Source organism: Campylobacter concisus, from assembly GCF_015230015.1.
GTDB lineage: Bacteria > Campylobacterota > Campylobacteria > Campylobacterales > Campylobacteraceae > Campylobacter_A > Campylobacter_A concisus_AF.
Genome location: NZ_JAAKZC010000005.1, coordinates 100,113 through 118,207, shown reverse-complemented (window position 1 = coordinate 118,207; position 18,095 = coordinate 100,113). Strand labels below are relative to the sequence as shown.

16 protein-coding genes are annotated in these 18,095 nt (G+C 41.5%); all 16 read left to right on the top strand.

The features are described from left to right. The first annotated feature begins 123 nt into the window (after nucleotides 1–123). Nucleotides 124–1,107 carry a UDP-glucose 4-epimerase GalE gene (galE, locus tag G6W42_RS04255; protein WP_194173076.1) on the top strand — a complete coding sequence of 328 codons (984 nt, stop codon included), beginning with the start codon at nucleotides 124–126 and terminating at the stop codon, nucleotides 1,105–1,107. Between the two features lie 8 nt (nucleotides 1,108–1,115). Beyond that, a complete protein-coding gene (locus tag G6W42_RS04250; RefSeq protein ID WP_194173075.1) occupies nucleotides 1,116–2,438 on the top strand; it encodes a UDP-glucose dehydrogenase family protein in 1,323 nt (440 codons plus the stop codon). Continuing rightward, entirely contained in the window at nucleotides 2,435–2,878 is a 444-nt protein-coding gene (locus G6W42_RS04245; protein ID WP_194173074.1) for an ecotin, read from the top strand. Before G6W42_RS04250 ends, G6W42_RS04245 begins: the two co-directional genes overlap by 4 nt. A 128-nt stretch (nucleotides 2,879–3,006) precedes the next feature. Further along, entirely contained in the window at nucleotides 3,007–4,239 is a 1,233-nt protein-coding gene (locus tag G6W42_RS04240) for a nucleotide sugar dehydrogenase (RefSeq protein WP_103571625.1), read from the top strand. A 117-nt stretch (nucleotides 4,240–4,356) separates the two neighbouring features. Continuing rightward, nucleotides 4,357–5,874 (top strand): MATE family efflux transporter, encoded by a 1,518-nt coding sequence (locus G6W42_RS04235; protein WP_194173073.1) that lies wholly within the window; start codon nucleotides 4,357–4,359, stop codon nucleotides 5,872–5,874. Further along, a complete protein-coding gene (locus G6W42_RS04230; RefSeq protein WP_194173072.1) occupies nucleotides 5,875–6,636 on the top strand; it encodes a glycosyltransferase family 25 protein in 762 nt (253 codons plus the stop codon). Then, the gene (locus tag G6W42_RS04225) at nucleotides 6,637–7,569 is read left to right on the top strand and encodes a glycosyltransferase family 2 protein (protein WP_194173071.1); all 933 of its coding nucleotides are present in this window, start codon (nucleotides 6,637–6,639) and stop codon (nucleotides 7,567–7,569) included. It begins immediately after the preceding gene. Then, nucleotides 7,566–8,624 carry a glycosyltransferase gene (locus tag G6W42_RS04220; RefSeq protein WP_194173070.1) on the top strand — a complete coding sequence of 353 codons (1,059 nt, stop codon included), beginning with the start codon at nucleotides 7,566–7,568 and terminating at the stop codon, nucleotides 8,622–8,624. The genes G6W42_RS04225 and G6W42_RS04220 overlap by 4 nt, the downstream gene beginning before the upstream one ends. Continuing rightward, nucleotides 8,621–9,664 (top strand): glycosyltransferase, encoded by a 1,044-nt coding sequence (locus G6W42_RS10745; RefSeq protein WP_194173069.1) that lies wholly within the window; start codon nucleotides 8,621–8,623, stop codon nucleotides 9,662–9,664. Before G6W42_RS04220 ends, G6W42_RS10745 begins: the two co-directional genes overlap by 4 nt. Beyond that, the gene (gene pglJ, locus G6W42_RS04210; protein WP_194173068.1) at nucleotides 9,661–10,785 is read left to right on the top strand and encodes an N-acetylgalactosamine-N,N'-diacetylbacillosaminyl-diphospho-undecaprenol 4-alpha-N-acetylgalactosaminyltransferase; all 1,125 of its coding nucleotides are present in this window, start codon (nucleotides 9,661–9,663) and stop codon (nucleotides 10,783–10,785) included. Before G6W42_RS10745 ends, pglJ begins: the two co-directional genes overlap by 4 nt. Then, the gene (locus G6W42_RS04205; RefSeq protein WP_194173067.1) at nucleotides 10,778–12,877 is read left to right on the top strand and encodes an STT3 domain-containing protein; all 2,100 of its coding nucleotides are present in this window, start codon (nucleotides 10,778–10,780) and stop codon (nucleotides 12,875–12,877) included. The genes pglJ and G6W42_RS04205 overlap by 8 nt, the downstream gene beginning before the upstream one ends. 2 nt (nucleotides 12,878–12,879) lie before the next feature. Next, complete coding sequence (gene pglA, locus G6W42_RS04200; protein WP_194173066.1) at nucleotides 12,880–13,995, top strand: N,N'-diacetylbacillosaminyl-diphospho-undecaprenol alpha-1,3-N-acetylgalactosaminyltransferase; 1,116 nt, start codon at nucleotides 12,880–12,882, stop codon at nucleotides 13,993–13,995. Then, a complete protein-coding gene (gene pglC, locus G6W42_RS04195; RefSeq protein WP_194173065.1) occupies nucleotides 13,988–14,593 on the top strand; it encodes an undecaprenyl phosphate N,N'-diacetylbacillosamine 1-phosphate transferase in 606 nt (201 codons plus the stop codon). Before pglA ends, pglC begins: the two co-directional genes overlap by 8 nt. Further along, nucleotides 14,580–15,170 carry a UDP-N-acetylbacillosamine N-acetyltransferase gene (gene pglD, locus G6W42_RS04190; protein ID WP_194173064.1) on the top strand — a complete coding sequence of 197 codons (591 nt, stop codon included), beginning with the start codon at nucleotides 14,580–14,582 and terminating at the stop codon, nucleotides 15,168–15,170. The genes pglC and pglD overlap by 14 nt, the downstream gene beginning before the upstream one ends. 49 nt (nucleotides 15,171–15,219) lie before the next feature. Then, complete coding sequence (pglE, locus tag G6W42_RS04185) at nucleotides 15,220–16,311, top strand: UDP-N-acetylbacillosamine transaminase (RefSeq protein ID WP_194173063.1); 1,092 nt, start codon at nucleotides 15,220–15,222, stop codon at nucleotides 16,309–16,311. After that, on the top strand, nucleotides 16,312–18,093 hold the full coding sequence (gene pglF, locus G6W42_RS04180) for a UDP-N-acetylglucosamine 4,6-dehydratase (configuration-retaining) (protein ID WP_103601582.1): 1,782 nt from the start codon (nucleotides 16,312–16,314) through the stop codon (nucleotides 18,091–18,093). The last annotated feature ends 2 nt before the right edge of the window (nucleotides 18,094–18,095 follow it).

Here is an 18,095-nt window from a genome sequence, read left to right as displayed (position 1 = left end):
AAATTTATAAAGGCAAAGACCTATCCATGCAGTCTTCAAGCAAAATTTAAAAACTAACCTTACTTTACTTTTGCTTTACTCTATTTTTGATAAAATTAACCACTTTTAATGAAAGGCTTAAACTTGAAGATTTTAGTAACAGGTGGAGCTGGATATATCGGCAGCCACGTAGTAAAAGCACTTTTAAAGCAAGGCAAAGATGAGATAACCATCATCGACAATCTCTGCAAGGGCTCACAAAAAGCACTTGAGGCACTCCAAAAGATAGGAAATTTTAAATTTATAAACGCAAATTTAGAAGATGATCTAAGCGAAATTTTTGCAAATGGCAAATTTGATGCGATCATTCATTTTGCAGCGTTTATCGAGGTCTTTGAGAGTATGAGCGAGCCGCTAAAATACTATCTAAACAACACCGCAAACGTCGCAAGGGTGCTAAAATACGCAAAAACTTACAATGTAAATAAATTTATATTTAGCTCAACTGCTGCGGTTTATGGCGAGCCAGACGTGGCGGAGGTGAGCGAAACAACGCCTACAAACCCGATAAATCCATACGGCAGAAGCAAGCTAATGAGCGAGCAGATCATCAAAGACTACGCTGCTTCAAATGAAAATTTCAAATTTGCGATACTTCGCTACTTCAACGTCGCAGGCGCAGACGAAGAGGGGCTTATCGGTCAAAACTATCCAAACGCCACGCACCTTATCAAAGTAGCCGTGCAAACAGCACTTGGCAAGCGTGAGAGCATGGGAATTTTTGGCGATGACTACGCGACAAAAGATGGCACATGCGTTAGAGACTACATCCACGTGAGTGACCTAGCAGACGCCCATATAAGCGCGCTGGAGTATATCGGCCAAAATGGTAGCGAGACTTTTAACGTGGGATATGGCAGAGGATTTAGCGTAAAAGAGGTGATAGAAACCGCAAAAAAAGTAAGCGGAGTAAATTTCAAGGTGCTAAATGCGCCAAGAAGAGACGGTGACCCAGCTATCCTTATCTCAAACGCAAGCAAACTGCGCTCGCTAACTAGTTGGAAGCCAAAAAGAGACGATCTAGCGCTCATCATAAAAACTGCCCTTGAGTGGGAAAAGAGAATTTAAGGGAAAACATGAAAATAGCAGTAATTGGAACTGGATATGTTGGACTAGTAAGTGGTGCATGCTTTGCTAAGATGGGCAACAGCGTCATCTGCGTCGATGTCGATAGCCAAAAGATCGAGGCGCTAAAAAACGGCGTCGTGCCGATATATGAGCCAGGACTTGCTGATATAGTGAGTGACTGCTATAAAAACGGCTCGCTTAAATTTAGCACGCAGATAACCGAGGCGCTAGAGCATGCAGATGTGCTATTTATCGCAGTTGGCACGCCTATGGGCGCTGATGGGCAGGCGGATTTAAAATATGTCCTATCAGTTGCAAAGTCGATCGGAGAAAATTTAAGCAAACCACTAATCGTAGTTGATAAATCAACCGTTCCAGTGGGCACTGGAGCTAAGGTGCACGAGGTGATCGAGGCTGAGCTTAAAAAGAGAAATGTAGAGGTTAAATTCGAAGTAGTCTCAAACCCAGAGTTTTTAAAAGAGGGCGCTGCGGTTGAGGACTTTTTAAAGCCAGACCGCGTAGTTATCGGAGCTAGTAGCGAGTGGGGCTTTAGCGTGATGAGAGAGCTTTATGAGCCATTTATGAAAAATCACGACAGGCTCATTTGCATGGATGTAAAATCAGCCGAGATGACAAAATACGCTGCAAATTCGATGCTAGCAACGAAAATAAGCTTTATAAACGAGATAGCAAATATCTGCGAACGTGTGGGCGCTGATGTAAATTTAGTAAGAAAGGGTATCGGCAGCGACTCAAGGATCGGATATAGCTTCATCTATCCAGGCTGCGGATATGGCGGCAGCTGCTTTCCAAAAGACGTTGAGGCGCTTATCTACACGGCTAGGCAAAACGGCTTTGAGCCAGAGCTTTTAAACGCGGTCGAGTCAAGAAATAAGGCTCAAAAAAGAGTGCTATTTGAGAAAATTTATAACTTCTTTGGAGGCGATCTAAAGGGCAAGACGATCGCACTTTGGGGACTTGCGTTTAAGCCAAATACCGATGATATGAGAGAGGCTAGTTCGCTAACTTTGATAAAGCTTTTAGATGAGGCTGGCGCAAAAGTGGTCGCTTACGATCCAAAAGCAAGCGAAGAAGCTAAAAAATATATGCCAAATTTAGATGTGAAATATGCTAAAAATAAGTACGATGCTCTTGATAACGCCGATGCTATGGTGCTTGTAACTGAGTGGAGCGAGTTTAGATCGCCTGATTTTATGGAGATCAAAGAGAGGTTAAAAAATGCCGTCATCTTTGATGGACGCAACCAGTATAACGCTAGAGTTTTAGCCGAGCATGGCTTTAAATACTTTCAAATAGGCGTTAAAGCATGAAGCAAATTTTATCTCTCATAGTTTTTTTGCTGCCTTTTGCGCTTTTAGCTAGCGAGGCTTCAGGCAATAGCGAGGCAAAGACGCAAGAGCAGGTTTTTGAGCTGCCTGTCTCAAAGATGCCGGTTGATTATTTTAAATATGAAGTTGCATTTTTTAAAGAGATGCAAACAGACTGTGAATTTGCTATGCTAGAGGGCGGACATTTAGATAAAAAAGAGGATAAAAGCGGGGTTTATTATGAATTTAGCGCAGATAATGAGCCTCTTAAGCCTTGCAACGGCAAAAATAAAAAGAGGCAAATTTATTATGAATTTGCTCAAATTTTGCCTGGCGCTAGCCCCATCAAGATCGTAACTCCACAAGGTGTAGGCGCAGAGATAAGAATTTATGAACGTATAAAAACAATAAAACCAAAAATTTTAAAAAGGAAAGAGAAATGAAACACTTAAGTAAAAAATAATTATAAGGTTATTTAAAATCATGGCATTAATAGCATTATTAGTACAGAGATAAGAATTTATGAACGTATAAAAACAATAAAACCAAAAATTTTAAAAAGGAAAGAGAAATGAAAATAGCAGTAGTAGGACTTGGATATGTGGGACTTCCACTAGCAGCAGCTTTTAGTGAGAAGTACGAAGTAGTCGGCTTTGACGTAAATGCAAAACGTATAGAAGAGCTTAAAAGTGGCTATGATAGAACGCTTGAACTTAGCAACGAGCAGATGAAAAAAGCGATCGATAATGGCATGAAATTTAGCCTAAATTTAGATGACATCAGAAGCTGCAACTTCTTCATCGTAACCGTCCCAACTCCTATAGATAAGAACAAACGCCCTGATCTAACCCCAGTGGTAAAAGCGACCCAGAGCGTGGCAAAAGTGCTTAAAAAAGGCGACATCGTTGTCTATGAAAGCACCGTTTATCCAGGCGTTACAGAAGAAATTTGCGTGCCGCTTCTTGAAGAGAGCGGGCTTAAATTTAATAAAGACTTCTTCTGCGGCTACTCTCCAGAGCGCATAAACCCAGGCGATAAAGAGCACACTGTTACAAAGATCAAAAAGATCACAAGTGGCTCAACTCCAGAGATCGCTGACAAGGTCGATGAAATTTATCGCTCTATCATCACAGCTGGCACTCACAAAGCTTCAAGCATCAAAGTAGCAGAGGCTGCAAAGGTCATCGAAAACACTCAGCGCGATATCAATATCGCCTTTATAAACGAGCTTGCGATGCTGTTTGAAAAGCTTCACATCAACACCATAGACGTTTTAGAGGCGGCTGGCACTAAGTGGAATTTCTTAAATTTCCGCCCAGGACTAGTCGGCGGTCACTGCATCGGCGTAGATCCATACTACCTAACTCACAAAGCTCAAGAAGTGGGCTACAACCCTGAAATGATCCTAGCAGGTCGCCGCATCAACGATGATATGGGCAGATACGCAGCCGATCAAGTGATAAAACTAATGATAAGAAAAGGCGTGCTTATCAACAAAGCGCGCGTGCTTGTTCTTGGTATGACATTTAAAGAGAACTGCCCAGATATAAGAAACTCTCGCGTTATAGACGTGGTTGATGAGCTAAAAGACTTTGGCTGCAAGGTCGATGTGACCGACCCTTGGGCTGATAGCGCTGAGGTAAAACATGAGTACGGCTTTGATCTAGTAAAAGAGTATAACCTAGACGACTACGACTGCATCGTGATCGCCGTAGCTCACAATGAATTTAAAAAGCTCAACCTAAAAGGCCACTTGGTTTATGATATAAAAAATATCTACCCAGAGGCTGACGCTAGGCTGTAAGTGAGTATTAAATTTAAAATTTACATAGCTGCCTTGCCATCTGGCTTGGCGGCTAAATTTTTTGGTTTTTTCTTTTCAAATTTAGCTTTTGGGCTAAATTTCAAAGGTTAAAATATAATGCTAATCAATCTAATAAGCTCAATCGTCGTTTTTGTCGTCTCAATGGGCATAAATTTTTTTCTTACGCCATTTATCTTAAAGAGCCTTGGCAACGAGGCTTTTGGCTTTGTCGGCCTTAGTAACGCCATCGTTAGCTACGCCGCAGTCGTGAGCGTGGCGATAAACTCAGTGAGCGGCCGCTTTGTCGCTCATGCGTGGCACAAAAAAGATCTAAGCCTTGCAAACACATACTACTCATCGGTGCTTGTTGTAAATATCTTCTTTTGCGCCGTTGTTGTGGTGCTTAGCTCTATTTTTATACTAAATTTGCAAAGCTTTTTAAACGTCCCTGAAAATTTACTCTTTGACGTGAGAATGACCCTTGTTTTTTACTTTATAAATTTCTGCGTTGGGCTATTTAACGGTGTTTTGACGGTCTGTGCCTTTGTGACAAACAAGCTTTATTTACTCTCCATCAGAAACGCCATCTCAAGCGCGATCCTAGCAACGCTTATCGTCGCACTTTTTTACTTTTTTAAGCCATTTATCTCATATATCGCCATTTCAGCGCTAGTTGCTAGCCTTTTTGTCTTTTTTAGCACCATTTTTATGTCGGCTCGCATCACGCCAGAGCTAAAATTTAGCCTTAGTAAATTTGACTTTTCTAAGATAAAAGAGCTTTTAAGCTCTGGCATTTGGAATAGTTTTAACGCGCTAAACCGCATACTTTTAACAGGCATGGACCTATTTATCTGCAACATTTTTGTAAATGCAAACGCCACGGGTCTTCTTTCAGTCGCCAAGGCCGCCCCTATCATACTGGAGAGCTTTGTAGCGCAGCTTAGCGGTATCTTCGCGCCAAAATTTGTCGAGCTTTACTCAAAAAATTTGATCACTGACCTCATAAAAGAGGCCAAATTTTCAATGAAGGTGATCGCTTTTGTGATGAGCGCTCCGGCTGCATTTTTCGTTGTTTTTGGGCTTGATTTCTACACGCTTTGGCTGCCTTTTAAAAGTGCGGACGAGGTCAAATTTATCTACAATATCTCGATGATCACGCTTGTGCCGATCGTCTTTATAAGCTTTGTTTTTTCGCTTTTTAACCTTGATAGCGCGACAAACAAGCTTCGCCGACCAGCCATCGCCAACACTATCCTTGGCGTTAGCACGATCATAGCGCAGATCGCACTGCTTAAATTTAGTGACTACGGCGTTTATGGCATAGTTATCGTCGCAGCGGTTTTTTATAGCATAAGAATTCTTGGCTTTGACCTCATAAATGCAGCCTTAAATTTAGAGGTAAGGCTCAGCACGTTTTATGGGGTTTATTTTAAAAATTTAGCCGTTTTTGCGCTCTGCGTGCTTGCGATGTTTGCTTGCAAGGACCTTGTGAGCTTAGATAACTGGCTAAAATTTGCAATTTTTGCTGCGATATACGCCGGCGCAGCTTATATTTTGGGATATTTTTTGTTTTTTAGTGCCTTCGAGCGAGGCATAGTCTGGCGTAAAATTTTAAAAAAATTTAAAAGGTCTTAAATGGATGAAATTTATCTGATCTCTTTGGCAAAAGACACTAAAAGGCGAGAGCTTTTGCAGCAGAAATTTGGCTCTTATGACAGCTTTAAGCTAATAGACGCAGTAGACGGTAGGGAGCTAAACGCAAGGGAGTACTACAAGATCATTTCGCCCTCATTTAAAGCTTACGGCAAGATTTTAAGCCCTGCTGAGGTTGGCTGCTCGCTCTCGCACGTGAAGGCTTATGAGGCGTTTTTGGCAAGTGAAGCCAAATTTGCTCTCATCTTTGAAGATGATGTGATAGGAGATGATCAGGCTATAAAAGAGGCCTTTTTAGCAGCTAGTAAGATGCCTGAAAACAGCGTGCTGATATGTGGCATGCAAGATGGGCTAGAGGGCAGGTTTAGCGCCTTTGGCAAAAAGGTGGATAGTAGCCTAAGTAAGCCACTTTGGCAGGTTTCAAAACACTCATTTTCAAGCATTTATAGAGCAGGGGCTTACGTGCTAACTAAAAAAAGTGCTAAAAATTTGCTTCAAATCCACAAAAATGCGCTTTGCACGACCGATGTTTGGGACTATTTGCTTGGCGTTAATGATATGCAGATGTATTTTTGCGATCTTTTCGCACACCCAACTGATCTAAGTGGCTCAAATATCGAAGGTGAGCGCCTTGAGAGAGGATACAGCGCAAATTTAAAGGCCTACATAAAAACATTTAAATTTATACTTTTCTCAAGGCTTGAAAAGCTTCAGGGCTATGAGAGAATTTTTAAAAGGGGCTAGATGATGGGGCCGTTAATCAGCGTCGTAACAGCGACCTATAAGCGTCCAGAGCTTTTAAAAAAGGCCATAAAAAGTGCCCTAACTCAAAGCTATGAAAATTTAGAGATCATAGTAACTGACGACGGCGATGACGAGAGTGCGAGTGAAATTTGCAAGAGTTTTAACGATACTAGGATCAAATTTGTAAAAAACACCGCCCACAAAAAAAGTCCAAATGGCAACAAAAATAACGGCTTTGACAACGCAACAGGCGAGTTTGTTTGCTTGCTTGACGATGACGATGAGCTTTTACCTGAGGCGATCAAAGAGTGCTATGAAATTTTAAAAAGTGGCGAGTATTCGTGCGTTTTTGCAGACGCGATCTGCGAAAAAGATGGCGTGATGACCGAGATGATAGCTGGTAGAAGCCCATATAGCAAGAGTGGGGCGATGAGCAAGGTTGATTATCACTGCGGGCGGATAAATGGCGAGTATTTTAAGCTTTTTTCACGTGAATTTATAGACGGCTTTAGATTTGACGAGAGCAGTTTTGGCGGCGAGAATGAGCTTTATATCCGCTTTTTTGAAAAAAATGTCTTTTATCTTAAAAAGCCACTTTATATCTATCGCATCGCAAGAAGCGATAGTGCCACGCTAAATGCAGGCAAACACGCGTTAAGCGTCGCAAACGCCTACATAAAAACAGCAAATTTGCATTACGACATCGCTATAAAAAACGAGCCAAAATTTCTAGCCTTGCAGTATAAAAACGCCGCTTACTACGCCAAAATAGCAGGCGAATATGGCTTGATGTTAAGATGTATCTTTAAAAGTTTAAGCATTAAATTTAGCAAAGAGGCGCTTATATTTTTGCTGCTTAGTCCGCTTCCAAGTGGCATTTTACCGGCACTCTCAAAGCTACGTGTAAAGATCAAACAAAGGTTTGGCGTATGAAGATATTATTTGTCACATCAACGCTTAGAAGTGGTGGTGCGGAGCGAGTTTGCGCGGTGATCGCATCAAGATTTAGCGTGGATCACGATGTAAGCCTTGTTAAATTTGACAAGGACGAGCCATTTTACGAGCTAGCAAGTGGTGTGAAGCTCATAAATTTAGGCGTTGGGGCTGATGAGCTTGGCTTGGTTGGAAATTTAAAAAAGAGAGTTTCAAAGGTGCTTGCTTTAAGAGCACTCATACGAGAGGGCAAATTTGACGCTGTGATATCATTTTTAGACGCCGTAAATACCTTGGTTCTCTTTAGCTCGGCTGGGCTAAAAATGCCTATAATCATAAGCGAGCACACAAACTATCTTGCGCCAAAAAGAGCCATTTTTAAGGTGCTAAGACGCATAAGCTATCCATTTGCAAACGCACTTAGCGTCCTAAGCGACGAGGATCTTGGCTACTACTCAAAATTTTGCAAAAATGTGATGAAAATTTACAACCCACTCTTTGAAGAGGTGCGCAACGAGAGCTTTGATAAAGAAAATTTAGTCATCTTTGTTGGCAGGCTAAATAAGATAAAAAACTGCGAAATGTTTGTAAGAGTGGCTGCAAGCTTAAAGCAAAGCGGCTATAAATTCGCTATCGCTGGAGATGGCGGCGAGAGGGCAAATTTAGAAAATTTAGCTAAAAGCTTGGGCGCTGATGTAGAGTTTTTAGGTAACGTAAGCGACATAGCCTCGCTTTATAAAAGAGCAAAGGTGCTGCTCTCTTGCTCAAATTTCGAGGGTCTTGGAAACACCTTGATAGAGGCGATAAACTACGACTGTGTGCGGGTTGCGACAAGAACTAGCGGGGCAAAAGAGCTTATAAAAGATGGCTTTGATGGTTTGCTTTGCGAGATAAATGACGCTGATCAGATGAGCGAAAAGCTTGCAAAAATGCTGCAAGATGAGGCAAAAATGGGCGAATTTGTCAAAAACGCAAGGGCTAGACTTGATGAGTTTAGTGTGGAGCAAATTTATAAAAAATGGCTGGAGCTTTTAAGGCTTGGAGGTGTGAAGTGAAAATTCTTTTTGTCATCGCCGCACTTAGAAATGGCGGAGCTGAGCGTGTGCTAAACGTGCTTGCAAATGAGCTTTGCAAAGACAATGAGATCACTATCGCTCTTCTTGAAGAGGATCTTGGACTTTATAAATTTAATGAAAAAATAAATATCATAAATCTTAATGTGAGTGGCTCTGGGCTCGCTTTGAAATTTAAGAAAATCCTCGCTCTTAGAGCGCTTTTTAAGGAGCAAAGGGCTGATCTTATAATGAGCTTTATCGACTGGACGAACGTCGCTTGCGTGCTGGCAAATGCTGGGCTAAAGAGCAAACTAATAGCAACCGAGCATCACGAGCACAGCTACTTAAAAAGCAAAATCGCAAGCACTATGCGTGATATTAGCTACCGCTTTGTAGATGGCTTAAGCGTGCTAAGTAAAAGCGACTACGACTACTATAAATTTGCCAAAAATCGTGAGGTCATCCACAACCCACTTTTTATCGACGTGCCTGAAATTTGCGAGAAGCAAAACATCATCTTAAGCGTGGCAAGGCTGGAGGCGGTAAAGGGCTATGATATCTATTTTGAGGCGCTTAGTAAGGTAGATAAGAGCTTGCTTGATGGCTGGGAGATAAAGATCGCAGGCAGTGGCAGGCAGGAGGCCGAACTGAAGCAAATGGCGTCAAATTTAGGGCTTAATATCAAATTTTTAGGTCACATGAGCGATGTTAGTAAGCTTTATAGCGAGGCAAAAATTTTCACTCTTAGCTCAAGAAGCGAGGGGCTTTCAAATGTGCTAATAGAATCAGGCGCTTTTGGTTGCGCTAGGCTAAGTAGCGACACCGTGGGCGCAAGAGAGCTTATTAGAGAGGGCATAGACGGGCTTATCTTTAAAAATGGCGACGCAAATGATCTAAAAAATAAGCTTGAGATACTTTTAAAAGATGAAAATTTAAGGCAAAAACTAGCAAAAAACGCCAGTGAAAGTGCAAATTTATTTAGCAAAGAAAATATCATCAAACAGTGGCGAGAATTTATAAAAAAGGTTGTTAGCAAGTGAAAAAATTAGCCGTTTTTTTATACTCAATGGGGCCTGGCGGGGCTGAGCGAAATGTGGCAAATTTACTGCCATTTTTGGTAAAACGTTATGAAGTTCATCTCATCTTAATGAGCAAGGTCATCGCTTACGAGATCCCAAGCGAGGTGCAGATCCACTTTATAGAAAATAGCGATCCTTACGAGAGTGGGCTAAAGAAGCTTGCAAGGCTCTTTTTAGCGATGCCATTGCTTGCCTTTAAGTATAAAAAGCTCTGTCAAAGCTTAAACATCGACACGCAGTTTGTGCTGATGAACCGCCCATGCTATATCGCTGGGGTTGCTAGGATTTTAGGGCTAAAGACTAGGCTAGTTATCAGCGAGCGAAGCTGCCCGTCGATCCTATATAAAAATGATCTAAGCGGGCGAGTTAATAAATTTTTACTCACTCATCTTTATAAAAAAGCTGATCTAATCCTCGCAAATGCAGCTGGCAATAAAGAGGATCTGGTGCGAAATTTTGGTATGAGCGAGGCAAAGACAAAGGTGCTTTATAACGCCCTTGATCTAAAAACTATAAATTTGCTAAAAAATGAGCCGCTTGAGGATGGTTTTAAGCCATTTTTCATAAACATAGGCCGTCTTGATAGCGGTAAAAATCAAGCCATGCTAATAAAAATAATCGCTTTGATTAACGACCCTCGTGCCACGCTTGGCATTCTTGGCAAAGGGCCTTTAAAGGATGAGCTACAAAATTTGATAGATAAATTTGGCGTGGGTGAACGAGTAAAGCTTCTTGGCACTGATAAAAATCCTTTTAGGCATATAAAAAACGCCTCTTGCTTGCTTTGTGCTTCACGTTTTGAGGGCTTTTCAAATGTCCTTTTGGAGGCACTAGCATGTGAAAAAACCATCATCTCAACCGAGCATAAGAGCGGCGCAAAGGAGCTTTTGGGCGAGAGTGAGTTTGGCATCTTAGTGCCTGTTGATGACGAAAATGCGATGAAAGAGGCGATGATAAAGGTGCTTAACGAGCGTGAAATAAGGCAAAATTTTGAAAATGTTGCGTATAATCGGGCTAAATTTTTTGATAGTGAAAACATAGCGAGCAAGCTTATAAATTTTTTGGAAAATCCTAATGAATAGAAATTTATTTTTTAAAAATTACTCTTTATACCTTATGATATTTGCCGCAGTCCTCTTTGGCATGGTTTGCAGGCTTTACTGGGTCTTTTGGGCGAGCGAGTATCCAGTCTTTTTCTGGAACAACGAGCTGATGATCAGCACAAACGACGGCTACGCATTTGCTGAGGGGGCAAGGGATATGCTAGCTGGCTTTCACCAAGAAAACGACCTTAGCTACTACGGCTATCCGCTCTCGACGCTTACTTACTGGATCGTGAAATTTCTAGGTGTCAAGCTTGAGACGGCGATGATTTATATGAGCGTATTTTTCTCATCGCTTGTGGCCGTGCCTGTTATCTTGATCGCAAATGAATACAAAGCAAAAATGGCTGGCTTCATCGCTGCACTTCTTGCCGTCGTCGCAAATAGCTACTACAACCGCACAATGGCAGGCTACTACGACACCGACATGCTCATTATCACTCTTAGTGTCTTTGTCGTTTGGGGGCTTGTTAGAGTGCTTGAAAAAAAGGACGCAAAGAGCCTGATAATAGCGCCTTTAAGCGTGCTTATCTATATGTGGTGGTATATGAGCGCCTTTTCGCTTATTAGCATTTTAACTGGGCTATTTTTGCTTTATACGCTCGTTTTTGATAGGAAAAATCCACTCTTTTACCTTGAAATTTCGCTGCTTTTACTCGCTATCTCAAACCTTGATCTAACTCTTAAATTTATCGCTGTTATCGTTATTTACGCACTTTGCCTACTTAAAAAAGAGGTGATAAATTTAAAATTTGCTCTTGGCATTTTGGCGGTTATATTTATCGTCTTTGTCGTCCGTGGTGGGCTAAATCCGATAATCTTTCAGCTTAAATTTTACGTCTTTAGAGATGCACCTGAAGTTGGCGGCATGAGCTTTCACTTTTTTAATGTCAATCAAACTATCCAAGAGTCAAGCGTCGTTGATTTTACGCTATTTTGCGAGAGGATCAGCGCAAATGTCATCACATTTTTGATCTCGCTTGCTGGCGTCGCTCTTTTTTGCTACAAGCACCGCTCATTTGCCGTCTCGCTTGGCATGCTCGCACTTGGCTTTTTGGCCTTTAAAAGCGGCCTTAGATTTACCATTTATGCCGTGCCTATCATGGCGCTTGGCTTTGGCTACTTAGTAGAGTTTGTGCTTGCAAATTTAAAGCTAAAAGGAGCCGTGCTAAATCTCATAAGAGCCTTCATAGCAGCTTTAGTGCTTGCTCCAGCGCTCATTCACATCTATGGCTACAAGGCTGAGCCAGTCTTTGTAAATAAAGAGGTTGAAATTTTAAACAAGCTAAAAAGCATCGCAGGACGCGAGGACTACGTGGTTGCGTGGTGGGACTATGGATATCCGATCAGATATTACAGCGATGTTAAGACGCTAATTGACGGCGGAAAGCACCTTGGACGTGAAAATTTTGCCGTAAGCTTTGCGCTTGGAAGCGACGAGATGAGCTCAGCAAATATGGCAAGGCTTGATGTTGAGTATACGGAGCGAAATTTCAAAGAGCACTTTAATGGCAACTTGGCTCAAATTTTAAAAGATAGAAATTTAAGCGTTGATCAGTTTTTTAGCGAGATAAAAGAGGCAAATTTTAGCCTACCAGCAAAGACAAGGGAGATTTACTACTACCTGCCAGATAGGATGCTTAGCATTTTCCCAACCATTTTACAGTTTAGCAAGATCGATCTAAAAAGCGGTAAAAATTTAAACAACGGACTTTTTGTCACCACAAGAGCGATCTCGCAAAGTGAAAAAGGCATTAGGCTAAGTGGTGGATTTACACTAACAAGCGATGTCACAAGTTTGATCTATGATGGCAATGTCTTACCGCTAAGATCTTTCATAGAGACCGACTACAACGAGGCTGGCAAGCTAAATGTAAAAGAGTATAAAAATAACGAAATGTCAAACATTTCTGTCATTTATATGAGGGATTATGGCAGATTTATCATCCTTGATGAGAGCATTTTAAATAGCGCCTACATCCAGCTTTTCGTGCTAGAAAGATATGATCCAAAAGTCTTTGAACCAGTCATACTTGACGGGGCGGCAAAAGTTTATAGGCTAAAGAGGTAGAGATGGCAAGGATAGGATTTTTAAGCCACGCTGATATGAGCATACACTTTTTTAGACGTCCTATTATGCAGGCTTTAAAAGATATGGGGCATGAAGTTTTTGCTATCGCTCCAAAAGGAAATTTCACTAATGAGCTTGCTAAAAGCTTTCACACCGTCACCTACGAGCTTGATAAGGCGAGCCTAAATCCGCTAACTGTGATAAATAACTCAAAAAAACTATCTCAAATTTTAGGTGAGCTAAATTTAGACCTGCTTCAAACTGGTGCCCACAAGTCAAATGTCTTTGGCACGTTTGCCGCTAAAAACGCTGGCATAAAGCACGTGATAAATTTGGTTGAAGGGCTTGGTAGCTTTTATATCGATGATGATATTAAGACAAAGGCTGTGCGTTTTGTCATGGAGAGCCTTTATAAGCTCTCTTTTGCAAAGGCTGATGCTTGCATCTTCGTAAATGACGCAGATCCAGACTATCTGATCTCAAGAAATTTGATAGATAAAAGCAAGGTGTACCGCATAAAAAGTGTCGGCGTGGATACTGCTAAATTTGACCCGGCCATCACGCAAGCAGCTGACCTTGGTGAAAAAAAAGTGGTTCTCATGATCGCAAGAGCTATGTGGCATAAGGGTGTTCGTGAATTTTACGAGGCAGCTGAAATTTTAAATGGTTACAAAAACTGCGAATTTGTCTTTGTTGGCGAGGGCTTTAGTGGCAATAAATCAACCGCAGACGAGGCCTTTTTAAAAGGTGGTAAAGTGCGCTATTTAGGAGCAAGAAACGACATACCGCAGCTTTTAAAGGCTTCTTATTTACTGGCACTTCCTAGTTATAAAGAGGGGTTTCCAAGAACGGTTTTAGAGGCGATGAGTATGGCAAAAGCAGTCGTTGCAAGCGACGTGACAGGCTGCAATGAAGCCGTAAAAGATGGCTATAACGGACTTTTATGTAAGGTAAAAGACGCAAACGACCTAGCAGAAAAGATCAAAATTTTGCTTGATGACGAGGAGCTTTGCGCTAAGCTTGGGCAAAATGGCAGGGACTGGGCAGTAAGCGAGTTTGACGAGAAGCAAATCGCAAAAAGATATATAGAAATTTATAGGAAATTTATAGATGTATAGAAATTTTTTAAAAAGGGTGATTGACATTTTGGGAGCTTTGTTTTTGCTCATTTTAACGTCGCCTATCATAATAGCAACGGCGATTTTTATCTATTTTAAGGTAAGCCGTGATGTTATTTTTACGCAGGCAAGACCAGGGCTAAATGAGAAAATTTTTAAAATTTATAAATTTAAGACGATGAGTGACGAGCGTGACGCAGATGGCGAGCTCTTGCCAGATGAACAGCGTCTTGGTAAATTTGGCAAACTGATCCGCTCACTTAGCCTTGATGAGCTACCACAACTCTTTAACGTGCTAAAAGGCGATATGAGCTTCATAGGTCCAAGGCCGCTTTTGGTTGAATATCTACCCATTTATAACGAAACGCAAAAGCATCGCCACGATGTGCGCCCTGGTATCACGGGCTTAGCGCAGGTAAATGGCAGAAACGCCATAAGCTGGGAGAAAAAATTTGAGTACGACGTCTATTACGCTCAAAATCTAAGCTTTATGCTTGATGTAAAGATCGCTTTGCAGACGGTGGAGAAGGTGCTAAAGCGAAGTGGCGTTAGCAAAGAGGGACAGGCGACGACGGAGAAATTTAATGGCAAAAACTAATAAAATTTACATCTACGGAGCGAGTGGGCATGGCCTTGTAGTCGCTGACATCGCTATAAATAATGGCTATGATGAGATAGTTTTTTTAGATGATGCTAGCGAGCGTAAATTTAGCCCAGAGCTTGAAAAAGCTGACATCATAATAGCCATAGGCGATAATAAAACTAGGCAAAAGATCAGCCAAAAAGTAGAGGATGTTGGCTTTGAGATAGTAAATTTGATCCATAAAAGCGCGGTTGTGAGCCAGAGTGCCGTGATAGAAAAAGGTGCGGTTGTCATGCCAAATGCCGTGATAAACGCAAAAGCCCATATAAAAGAGGGCGCTATCATAAACTCTGGAGCGGTTATCGAGCATGAGTGCGTGATAGGCAAATTTGCTCACATTAGCCCAAATGCAGCCCTTGCTGGAAACGTAAGTGTTGGCGAATTTACACATATTGGCATTGGCTCAAGCGTCATTCAAGGTATAAAGATAGGCGACAACTGTATCATCGGTGCTGGAAGCGTCGTCGTTAGAGATATAAAAGATGGCATAAAGGCGTATGGCGTGCCTGCGTGCGAGCGTGCTAAGATATAAATTTAAAAATAAGTGCTAAAATCGCCAAAAAATCACGAAAGGTATGAAAATGGATAGGGTTTTTTTATCTCCACCAAATATGAGTGGAAAAGAGCAAGAATATATAAAAAAAGTTTTTGAAAGCAACTACATAGCGCCACTTGGCGAATATGTCAATAAATTTGAAGATAGCATAAAAAGCTACACTGGCGCTAAAGATGCGCTTGCGCTATGCGCTGGAACTGCGGCACTTCACCTAGCACTGCGCGTCCTTGGCGTAAAAGAGGGCGATCTTGTGCTAGCTTCTAGCTTTACTTTTATGGCTTCGGTCTCGCCGATACTTTATGAAAAGGCAACTCCAGTCTTTATAGATAGCGACGAGAGCTGGAATTTAAGCCCAGAACTACTTAAAAAAGCGATCTCAAATTTACCTAAAAAGCCAAAAGCGCTAGTCGTCACTCATCTTTATGGACAAGCTTCAAAGATGAAAGAAATTTGCGAAATTTGCCAAAACGAGGGCATCGCTTTGGTCGAGGACGCAGCTGAAGCACTTGGTGGATTTTACGGTGGCAAGGCACTTGGCACATTTGGCGTGATGGGCGGATATAGCTTTAATGGCAACAAGATCATCACCACTTCAGGTGGCGGCATGCTAGTTGGAGATAACGAATTTGTAGAAAAAGCTAGATTTTACAGCACACAAGCAAGAGAGCCGCTGCTTCACTACGAGCACAAAGACTATGGCTACAACTACCGCTTAAGCAACGTCCTAGGTGCTATTGGCGTGGCTCAGATGGAGGTTTTAGAAAAGAGAGTCGAGCAAAAGAGAAAAGTCTTTGAAATTTATGAAAAAGAGCTTGGCGACGTTTTAGAATTTATGCCAGAGCTGCCAAATTCTCGTGGCAACAGATGGCTCACAACTGGCGTTTTTGCTAAAAAAGATGCACATTTAAAAGTTATAAAAGCACTAGCTGATGCAAACATCGAGAGCCGCCCACTTTGGAAGCCTATGCACTTACAGCCAGTATTTAAAGGCGCGCTAAGTTTTGTTGATGGATATAGCGAAGATCTATTTTCAAGAGGAATTTGCTTGCCAAGCGGCAGTGATATGAGCGAGGAGACGCAAGAAAGAGTGATAAAAATAGTCAAGGAAAATGCGTAAATGTTTCATGCAACGAAGTTAAAAAGGCTCGTATTTTTCCTTCTTGGCGATGTTTTTATATTTGTTTTTTCGATATATGCAGCATATCTTTTAAGGTTTAACGCCGACATCCCGGATATCTACGTGCAAGGACTTTTTGTAACGGCTGGATTTTTGATCGTATTTAAGCTTTTTTTCATGTGGATGTTTAAAATTTACAAGGTGCCGTGGAGATTTTTTGGCTTAAATGAAGCACGTAAAATTTTCCTAGCTCACGTTTGTGCAGCGATCTTATTTACAATCGTATTTTTCATCATACAAGATTTTTTAAATCCTTATCCAAGAAGTGTCATCTTTATCGACCTTCTCATCTCGTGCTTGCTTATCGGGCTTTTGAGAATTTCAAAGCGTATGGTACTTGACTTTTCAAACAGACCTCACAAAGGCGAGCCTTGTATCGTTATAGGTGCAACCTCAAAGGCGCTTCACGTCTTACGTGGCTTAAAGCAGGGCTATCTTGACTACTATGCAGTTGGTGTGGTAGATGGTAGAAGCGATCTTGTTGGCACATATTGTGATGGATTTTTAGTTCAAGATAAAAAAGATATACCAAGCCTTATAAAAGACTACGACGCAAAGACTGCTATCATCGCACTAGCGCTCGATCAAGACGAGCTTCAAGCTTTAGTTGATGAGCTAACTGGATATGGCATAAGAGATATGAAACTCTTTTCGCTTATCGAAAATGAGCCGATCAAAGATATCTCGATCGAAGATCTGCTCGCTAGAAAGCCAAAAGACCTAAATCCAGAGGCTATTTCAAATTTCTTAAAAGATAAAAGAGTGCTTGTTACTGGAGCTGGCGGTAGTATAGGAAGCGAAATTTGTAAGCAGTGCTTGAAATATGGCGTAAGTGAGCTTATAATGGTTGAACACAGCGAGTTTAACCTTTATAAAATAGGCGAAGATACAAGAGATAAAAGAACTGTTAGCAAGCTCGTAAATATCACAAATTTAAAAGACTTTGAAGAGGTTTTTGAAGAATTTAGACCAGAGATCGTTATCCACGCGGCAGCTTATAAGCACGTGCCACTTTGCGAGCTAAACCCTCGCTCAGCAGTTGAAAACAACATCCTTGGCACAAAAAATGCAGTCGATCTTTCGAAAAAATATGGTGCTAAGAAATTTGTCATGATCTCATCAGACAAGGCTGTGCGTCCAACAAACATAATGGGCACAACCAAGCGTGTTTGCGAGCTTTATGCGCTAAATTCAAACGAAGCAGGTGTCTGCGAGATAGTTTGTGTGCGCTTTGGTAACGTCCTTGGTTCAAGTGGCTCAGTCATACCTAAATTTAAGGCGCAGATCGCTGCAAACAAGCCTTTAAGCGTCACGCACCCAGAGATCACAAGGTACTTTATGCTTACATCTGAAGCGTGTCAGCTAGTCCTTCAAGCAGCCTCTATCGCAAAAGGCGGAGAGCTTTTCGTGCTTGACATGGGCGAGCCAGTTAAGATCGTCGATCTTGCTAAAAAGATGCTTCTGCTTTCAAACAAAGAGCATCTGGGTATCGAATTTGTGGGGCTTAGACCTGGCGAGAAGCTTTATGAGGAGCTACTTATCAACAAAGATGACGTTCAAACTAAGTATGAGTCGATCTTCGTGACACACTCACAGCCTTATGATCTGACCCTTTTAAATTCACAGATAAATGGGCTTTTGCAGCTTGAAGATGACGAGGTAGCACCTGCTCTTAAGGTAATAGTGCCAGAGTTTAATCATGCATTAAATTTAAAAGGCTAATT

Bases quoted from the DNA above. Each gene is read 5' to 3' on its own strand.
- pglA (WP_194173066.1), top strand. From the start codon at position 12,880: ATGGCAAGGATAGGATTTTTAAGCCACGCTGATATGAGCATACACTTT.
- G6W42_RS04235 (WP_194173073.1), top strand. From the start codon at position 4,357: ATGCTAATCAATCTAATAAGCTCAATCGTCGTTTTTGTCGTCTCAATG.
- G6W42_RS04250 (WP_194173075.1), top strand. From the start codon at position 1,116: ATGAAAATAGCAGTAATTGGAACTGGATATGTTGGACTAGTAAGTGGT.
- pglD (WP_194173064.1), top strand. From the start codon at position 14,580: ATGGCAAAAACTAATAAAATTTACATCTACGGAGCGAGTGGGCATGGC.
- G6W42_RS04230 (WP_194173072.1), top strand. From the start codon at position 5,875: ATGGATGAAATTTATCTGATCTCTTTGGCAAAAGACACTAAAAGGCGA.
- G6W42_RS04240 (WP_103571625.1), top strand. From the start codon at position 3,007: ATGAAAATAGCAGTAGTAGGACTTGGATATGTGGGACTTCCACTAGCA.
- pglC (WP_194173065.1), top strand. From the start codon at position 13,988: ATGTATAGAAATTTTTTAAAAAGGGTGATTGACATTTTGGGAGCTTTG.
- G6W42_RS04245 (WP_194173074.1), top strand. From the start codon at position 2,435: ATGAAGCAAATTTTATCTCTCATAGTTTTTTTGCTGCCTTTTGCGCTT.
- pglF (WP_103601582.1), top strand. From the start codon at position 16,312: ATGTTTCATGCAACGAAGTTAAAAAGGCTCGTATTTTTCCTTCTTGGC.
- G6W42_RS04205 (WP_194173067.1), top strand. From the start codon at position 10,778: ATGAATAGAAATTTATTTTTTAAAAATTACTCTTTATACCTTATGATA.
- G6W42_RS04225 (WP_194173071.1), top strand. From the start codon at position 6,637: ATGATGGGGCCGTTAATCAGCGTCGTAACAGCGACCTATAAGCGTCCA.
- pglE (WP_194173063.1), top strand. From the start codon at position 15,220: ATGGATAGGGTTTTTTTATCTCCACCAAATATGAGTGGAAAAGAGCAA.
- G6W42_RS04220 (WP_194173070.1), top strand. From the start codon at position 7,566: ATGAAGATATTATTTGTCACATCAACGCTTAGAAGTGGTGGTGCGGAG.